Origin of the sequence: Ramlibacter sp. Leaf400 (genome assembly GCF_001424545.1) — a bacterium.
In the GTDB taxonomy this organism is placed as follows: Bacteria; Pseudomonadota; Gammaproteobacteria; order Burkholderiales; family Burkholderiaceae_C; genus Ramlibacter.
This window is the reverse complement of sequence record NZ_LMQL01000013.1, coordinates 313,567-319,906: the sequence shown is the minus strand read 5'-3', so window position 1 is coordinate 319,906 and position 6,340 is coordinate 313,567. Positions and strand designations below refer to the sequence as shown.

The 6,340-nt window shown below is 68.1% G+C and carries 6 protein-coding genes; 3 read left to right on the top strand and 3 right to left on the bottom strand.

Annotated elements, in window-relative coordinates; genetic code table 11:
* Window positions 1–100: 100 nt before the first annotated feature.
* The 3 genes from ASG30_RS23135 to ASG30_RS20070 all read right to left on the bottom strand — a co-directional run bounded on the left by ASG30_RS23135 (window position 101) and on the right by ASG30_RS20070 (window position 3,105).
* The gene (locus ASG30_RS23135) at window positions 101–385 is read right to left on the bottom strand and encodes a hypothetical protein (protein WP_055901144.1); all 285 of its coding nucleotides are present in this window, start codon (window positions 383–385) and stop codon (window positions 101–103) included.
* A 146-nt stretch (window positions 386–531) separates the two neighbouring features.
* Window positions 532–1,599, bottom strand: a complete 1,068-nt coding sequence (locus tag ASG30_RS20075) for an alpha/beta fold hydrolase (RefSeq protein ID WP_055901141.1) — start codon at window positions 1,597–1,599, stop codon at window positions 532–534.
* A gap of 261 nt (window positions 1,600–1,860) precedes the next feature.
* Window positions 1,861–3,105 (bottom strand): hypothetical protein, encoded by a 1,245-nt coding sequence (locus ASG30_RS20070; protein ID WP_156385629.1) that lies wholly within the window; start codon window positions 3,103–3,105, stop codon window positions 1,861–1,863.
* A 195-nt stretch (window positions 3,106–3,300) separates the two neighbouring features.
* Between ASG30_RS20070 and ASG30_RS20065 the strand changes: the two genes are divergently transcribed.
* The 3 genes from ASG30_RS20065 to ASG30_RS20055 are packed head-to-tail and all read left to right on the top strand — an operon-like array spanning window position 3,301 to window position 6,237.
* On the top strand, window positions 3,301–4,005 hold the full coding sequence (locus ASG30_RS20065; RefSeq protein ID WP_055901135.1) for a TetR/AcrR family transcriptional regulator: 705 nt from the start codon (window positions 3,301–3,303) through the stop codon (window positions 4,003–4,005).
* Window positions 4,006–4,012: 7 nt separating this feature from the next.
* Complete coding sequence (locus ASG30_RS20060) at window positions 4,013–5,809, top strand: acyl-CoA dehydrogenase C-terminal domain-containing protein (protein WP_055901132.1); 1,797 nt, start codon at window positions 4,013–4,015, stop codon at window positions 5,807–5,809.
* Window positions 5,806–6,237 carry a DUF2147 domain-containing protein gene (locus ASG30_RS20055; RefSeq protein ID WP_055901129.1) on the top strand — a complete coding sequence of 144 codons (432 nt, stop codon included), beginning with the start codon at window positions 5,806–5,808 and terminating at the stop codon, window positions 6,235–6,237. The genes ASG30_RS20060 and ASG30_RS20055 overlap by 4 nt, the downstream gene beginning before the upstream one ends.
* Window positions 6,238–6,340: the final 103 nt, after the last annotated feature.

The following is a 6,340-nucleotide window of genomic DNA, read 5'->3' as shown; positions in this document are numbered from 1 at the left end:
AACGCGATGGTCAAGAGTTCGACGCCCTTCAGAAATCCAGCATCGGCCGCTTGACAACCAAGACAGTTGCTGGATTCCCGCCTCCGCGGGAATGACGGAATCAGGGCGCGACAGCCGGGCTTCGCCGCTGCGCCTGCTCTTCTCCCTGGCGGAGCGCCGCCGCGCACAGCGCGGCCATGCCCCACGCCCAGCGCCCGACCAGCACGGCGGTTTCGTCGACGGCTTGCCCGCGCAGCTGGGCGGCCTGCCGCTCCACGCGCTCGCGCTGGTCGAAGAAGGCCAGGTCCGGCAAAGGCTCTCCGGCAGGAACGACGTGGAAGCCGCCGCGGGCATCGACCTGGACGAACAGGGGGCGGGGCGCTGGGGTCTGGACGGGGGTGCTCATGGCGTTCTCCTTGGGACATGGCACCCATTGAAGGCGCCGCAGCGCGCGCCGTCGCGGGACGCCGGTCCCACGGCCGGCGTCGCGGGACGCCGGTCCCACGGCCGGGCACGAAGACGGTCCCTGGCCCGGGACCCCGGTCCCGGCGCTCAGCCTTTTCCGAACCCCGCTTCGCGCGCCCGCACGATGGCCTGCGCGCGGCTCTCCACCTCGAGCTTCACGAACACGGCCGAGACGTTGTTGCGCACGGTCTTTTCCGCCAGGCCCAGCCGCGCCGCGATCTGGGCGTTGTCCAGGCCCTGGGCCAGCAGCTCGACGATCTCCTGCTCGCGCGAGCTCAGGCCCTTGAAAGGACCAGCGACCGTGCTGCCGGCAGAGGCCGGAAGGAACTGCGCGATGAGTTCCATCATCCGGCCGTAAGCCGGCTCGCCCTGCAGGGGGACATGGTTGGCCGAGTCCAGGATCTCGAAGCGCGCGCCCGCGATGTGGGCAGCCAGGAGCCGGCCCTCCTCGAAGGGCACGCGGGCGTCGCCGCGGCAATGCATCACCAGCGTCGGGCAGCGCACGGCGCCCAGGTGCGGCGAGGCGTCGATCTCCGCCAGGCCACGAACGATGCCGGCCGCCTGCGCGGGGGTGCAGGAGAGCCGCTGCATGTCGTTGAAAGCACGGGCCTGTCCGGGCGTGGCGCCCGGGAAGAACTGTGTCGTGAACAGCTGGCGGAAGGCGGCGTTGTCCTGGCCCCACCCCTCCTCGACCAGGCGCGCCAGCGCATCGATGAGCGCCCTCTGGCCCGGTTGCCGCACCAGCGCGCCGCGCGCGAATGCGTCGCAGAGCACCAGGTGGCTGACGCGCTCCGGATGGCGAGCCGCGTAGGTGATGGCCGCCGCCCCGCCCTGGGACGGGGCCAGCAGGGCGACGCGCTCCTGTCCCGACGCATCGACCACGGCCGCCAGGTCGTCCACCAGGCGGTCCAGCGTCACCGGCGCAGGTTCCGCGGCCGAGAGGCCGCAGCCGCGGTTGTCGTAGCGGAACAGGTGGAAGCGCTCGCTGAGTGCGTGGATCCAGGGCCCCCAGACCGGCATCTGCCAGTCCCACTCCAGGTGGGTCATCCAGTGGCCGGCCCGCACCAGGGGATAGCCGCGGCCGCTGATCGCGTACGCGATGGACGCACCGCTGACGGCGGGCGTGAAATGGATTTCCTGGACGAAGCGGCTCACCTGACCTCCGCAGCACGCCATGGCGGCGGGCCACCTGGGCGGCGGCCCAACTCCGCACGATAGTCCCAAGCCGGGCGCTGATGGCCACTGCGGCGGGCCGGGACCTGGCTCGGGCGGCACCGGTGGCCGCGTTGCAAGCCGGGACTCGTGGGTCAGCTTGAGCGCCGCCGGATGGGATCAGTGGCAAAGGCGGCATCATGTGAAGGTCGAGTGGCAGCTAGCCAGCCCAGCGCCTGTTGGCGTTGTCAGCGGAAGTCCAAGTTACTGCTGGCGCTTGAACACCAGGATGCGGTGGTTGCGGCCGTCTTCAACCAGCAGATCGCCCCCATGGAACAGCACGTTTCCGGGATTCGAGAGGCTCTTGTCGGATGGGACGCTCTCGCTGACGCCGTCCTGGTTGCTGTCGTTCGCTGCTTTCGCGACGAAGCTGGCTTGACCGATCACCACGTTGGCCGGCTGGAAGTTCTGCTGGGGAAACTGCTCCCAGATCAGGACGCGGTTGTTCTGCCCGTCGGCGATGGCCAGCCGATTTCCGTCGACACTGATGCCATAGGGCCCGTCAAAGGTGCGAGCACTCGGGAGCGCATCCGAAGAGCCATCCTGGTTGTCGTCGTTGGGCATGGCTCCTGCAAACGTGCTCTGTCCGAGCACCACGTCGGCGGGCTGGAAGTTCCCCGTGGGGAATCGGTTCCAGATCAGCACACGGTTGTTGTCGTAGTCCGAGACCAGCAGCCGCGTGCCGTCGCTCCAGACCTTGGCAGGGTGATGAAGCGTTCTCGCCGTGGCGTTTCCGGAGGTGCCATCCTGATTGTCGTCATTGGCGGCGCAGCGATCGAATGCATCCTGTCCCAGCACCACGGAAGGAGCCGAGGAGGTCAGGCTGCTCCAGATGAGGACCCGGTTGTTGCCTGTGTCGGCAACGATCAGCTTCCCGTCCGCCGTGATGAATGCGTCCCCCGGGGTGGTGAGCGAATCGATCCGGCAGAGGGGGCCTTCGTTGATGCTGCGGGCCTCGCCGATCAGTCGGTCGGGCTGGGCGCCGGGGCCAGTCGGCGGAGAGTTGAAGATCACTACCCGGCTGACCTGGTGATGCGTGACAGCGAGCTTGCCCGCTGCGAAACGCACGGACGTGGCGGCGGGATGGCTGGTTGGCGCGAGATCGAATTCGCTGCCTTGAAAGGACTCCTGTCCCAGCACGAAGGATGCCGAAGCGCCATTGGTCGTGGGGATCCCGCCAGCGAAGCCCAGAACCCTGTTGTTGTTCCATTCAGGCACATACAGGATTCCTCCATCAGTTACGGCCATGCCGCCCGGGTTGCTGAAGCTGCTGGCGGATGGCACGCCTCGTCCTGCGTCTTCCTGACCGCTGACGAAGTCGGCTTGCCCCAGCACGACGGCAGCCGGCTGGAAGTTCGTGAAGGCCGGCGGGGAGTCGCTCCCTCCCCCACACGCCGCCAGGGCAAGAGTGACGCAAGCAGCCAGGGCGGATGGCTTGTTGGATTTCATGAGTGCTGACTCAGTCGTTGATGAGGTCGGCCAGCTTGCATTCCCCCGTAGTCGCACGCGAATACCGAAGTCCTTGTGGGCCTGCCCGCGGGGCATCGGCCGCCTTAGGCCGACCGCTCTAAATCAGCCCACCGCAGTCCCCGCCTCCGAAAATCCTGCAAAATAGAACGACCGTTCGTTCTTTTGAGCAGAACCATGTCCGTCACCAACCTGCCCCTGAAATCGCGACTGGCCCGTGAGGGCCGTGCCATGCAGAAGGGCCAGCAGACCAAGGCCGCCATCGTGGACGCCGCGCTCGGCCTGGCCACGCAGATCGGGCTGGAAGGCCTGTCGATCGGCGCACTGGCCGAGGTCACGCAGATGAGCAAGTCGGGCGTGTTCGCCCACTTCGGCTCGCGCGAGGAGCTGCAGATCTCGGTGGTGCGCGAGTACCACGCCCGCTTCGAGGAAGAGGTCTTCTACCCGGCGCTGCAGGCGCCGCGCGGCCTGCCGCGGCTGCGCGCGATGTTCGCCAACTGGATGAAGCGCACCTCGGTGGAGATCGACTCGGGATGCATCTACATCAGCGGCGCCGTCGAGTTCGACGACCGCCCCGGCCCGGTGCGCGATGCGCTGGCCAGCTCGGTGCTGGCCTGGCATTCGGCCATGAAGCGCGCCATCACCGGGGCCGTGGAAGAGGGCCACCTGCGCGCCGACGTGGACGAGGACCAGATGCTGTTCGAGGTCCACGGCCTGATCCTGGCGCTGCACTACGAGGCGCGCTTCCTCAAGACCCCCGGCTCCATCGAACGGGCCAACGCCGGTTTCGACAACATCCTGCGCCGCTACGGCGCCGACATGGGCGCGGCGAAAGCCGCGGCCCGCCCCCCCCGCACATCCAAAACCGCCTCCAAGGAGTGACACGGAAATGCCCAGCTACACCCCGCCCATCCGCGACATGCAGTTCGTCATGCACGAAGTGCTCAAGGTCGCCGACGAGTACAAGGCGATGCCGCCGCACGCCGAGGTCGACGTGGACACGATCAACGCCATCCTCGAGGAGGGCGGCAAGTTCGCCAGCGAGGTGACCTTCCCGCTCAACCAGGTCGGCGACCGCGAGGGCTGCACGCTCGATGCGAAGACGCACGAGGTGAAGACGCCCACCGGCTTCAAGGAGGCCTACGCCAAGTACGTGGAAGGCGGCTGGCCCGCGCTGTCGGCCGACCCCGAGTTCGGCGGCCAGGGCCTGCCCATCGTGGTGAACCAGGCCTTCTACGAGATGCTCAACTCGGCCAACCAGGCCTGGACCATGTACCCGGGCCTGACGCACGGCGCCTACGAGGCGCTGCACGCGCACGGCACGCCCGAGCAGAAGAAGACCTACCTGCCCCGGCTCACCAGCGGCGAGTGGACCGGCACCATGTGCCTGACCGAGCCGCACTGCGGCACCGACCTGGGCCTGCTGCGCACCAAGGCCGAACCGCAGGCCGACGGCACCTACAAGCTCACGGGCAACAAGATCTTCATCTCGGCCGGCGAGCACGATTTCGTCTCCAACATCGTGCACCTGGTGCTGGCCCGCCTGCCCGACGCGCCCTCCGGCAGCAAGGGCATCAGCCTGTTCGTCGTGCCCAAGTTCCAGGTCAACGCCGACGGCTCCCTGGGCCAGCGCAACGGCATCTGGTGCGGCGGCCTGGAGCACAAGATGGGCATCCACGGCAACGCCACCGCGCAGATCGTCCTGGATGGCGCCGTCGGCACGCTGGTGGGCGAGCCGCACAAGGGCCTGCAGGCCATGTTCGTGATGATGAACGCCGCACGCATCGGCGTGGGCATGCAGTCGCTGGGACTGACCGAGGTGGCCTACCAGAACGCGCTGGCCTATGCGAAGGACCGCATCCAGATGCGCTCGCTGTCCGGGCCCAAGGCCAAGGACAAGCCGGCCGACCCGATCATCGTGCACCCCGACGTGCGCAAGATGCTGCTGACCGCCAAGGCCTATGCCGAAGGCGGCCGGGCGCTCTCGATGTTCTGCTCCCTGCTGATCGACCGCGAGCTGAGCCACCCCGACGAGAAGGTGCGCAAGGACAGCGCCGAGATGGTGGCGCTGCTCACGCCCATCGTGAAGGCCTTCCTCACCGACAACGGCCACATCGCCACCAATGCCTGCATGCAGGTGTTTGGCGGCCACGGCTTCATCGGCGAGTGGGGCATGGAGCAGTTCGTGCGGGACAACCGCATCAACATGATCTACGAGGGCACGAACACCGTGCAGTCGCTGGACCTCCTGGGCCGCAAGGTGCTGGGCAACCAGGGCGCCACGCTCAAGAAGTTCGGCAAGCTGGTCGCGCAGCTGGTCGAGGAGGAGGGCGTGAACGAGAAGATGGCCGAGTTCATCAACCCGATCGCGATGCTGGGCGACCAGATGACGAAGTTCACGACCGAGCTGGGCTTCAAGGCCTTCCAGAACCCCGACGAGGTGGGCGCGGCCGCCGTGGACTACCTGCGGGTGCTGGGCCACCTGGTGTTCGGCTACTTCTGGGCGCGCATGGCGCAGGTGGCGCTGCGCGAGATCGAGGCCGGCAATGCCGACCCGTTCTACAAGGCCAAGCTGCAGACCGCCCGTTTCTACTTCGCCCGCCTGTTCCCCGAGACGGCGACGCTGATGCGCACGGCCCGCGCCGGCGCGCGCAGCCTGCTCGACACGCAAGAGGCGCTCGCGTGAGGGCAGCGGTCCTGCTGATCGGGCTTCTCGCGGGGGGCGCAGCGCTGGCGCAGGTGTCGCCCGTCGGCACCTGGCGCAACATCGACGACAAGACCGGCGAGGCCAAGGCCGAGATTCGCATCACCGAATCGGCGGGCGAGGTCAACGGCGCGATCGTGCGTCGGCTGGCCAGGGACGCCAGGCCGGATGCCGTGTGCGAGGAATGCCGGGACGAGCGCAAGGGCAAGCCCATGGATGGACTCGAGATCATCCGCGGCGCCCGCAAGGCCGCCGACAAGGACGTCTGGGAGGGCGGCCGCATCCTCGATCCGGAGAACGGCCGCGAGTACACGCTGCGACTGACGCCGATCGAGGGTGGCAAGCGCCTGGAGGTGCGCGGTTCCTTCGGGCCGTTCGGCCGCACGCAGACGTGGGTGCGGGTGCAGTAGATGGTTTTTTCCCCTCCCTCTGGGGGAGGGCAGGGTGGGGGCGCCCCGGGGCCTGTCGAACCGCGGTGCTGCCAGCGGCACCGGCGTGCCCCCACCCCAACCC

Bases quoted from the DNA above. Each gene is read 5' to 3' on its own strand.
- ASG30_RS20070 (WP_156385629.1), bottom strand. From the start codon at position 3,105: ATGAAATCCAACAAGCCATCCGCCCTGGCTGCTTGCGTCACTCTTGCC.
- ASG30_RS23135 (WP_055901144.1), bottom strand. From the start codon at position 385: ATGAGCACCCCCGTCCAGACCCCAGCGCCCCGCCCCCTGTTCGTCCAG.
- ASG30_RS20060 (WP_055901132.1), top strand. From the start codon at position 4,013: ATGCCCAGCTACACCCCGCCCATCCGCGACATGCAGTTCGTCATGCAC.
- ASG30_RS20065 (WP_055901135.1), top strand. From the start codon at position 3,301: ATGTCCGTCACCAACCTGCCCCTGAAATCGCGACTGGCCCGTGAGGGC.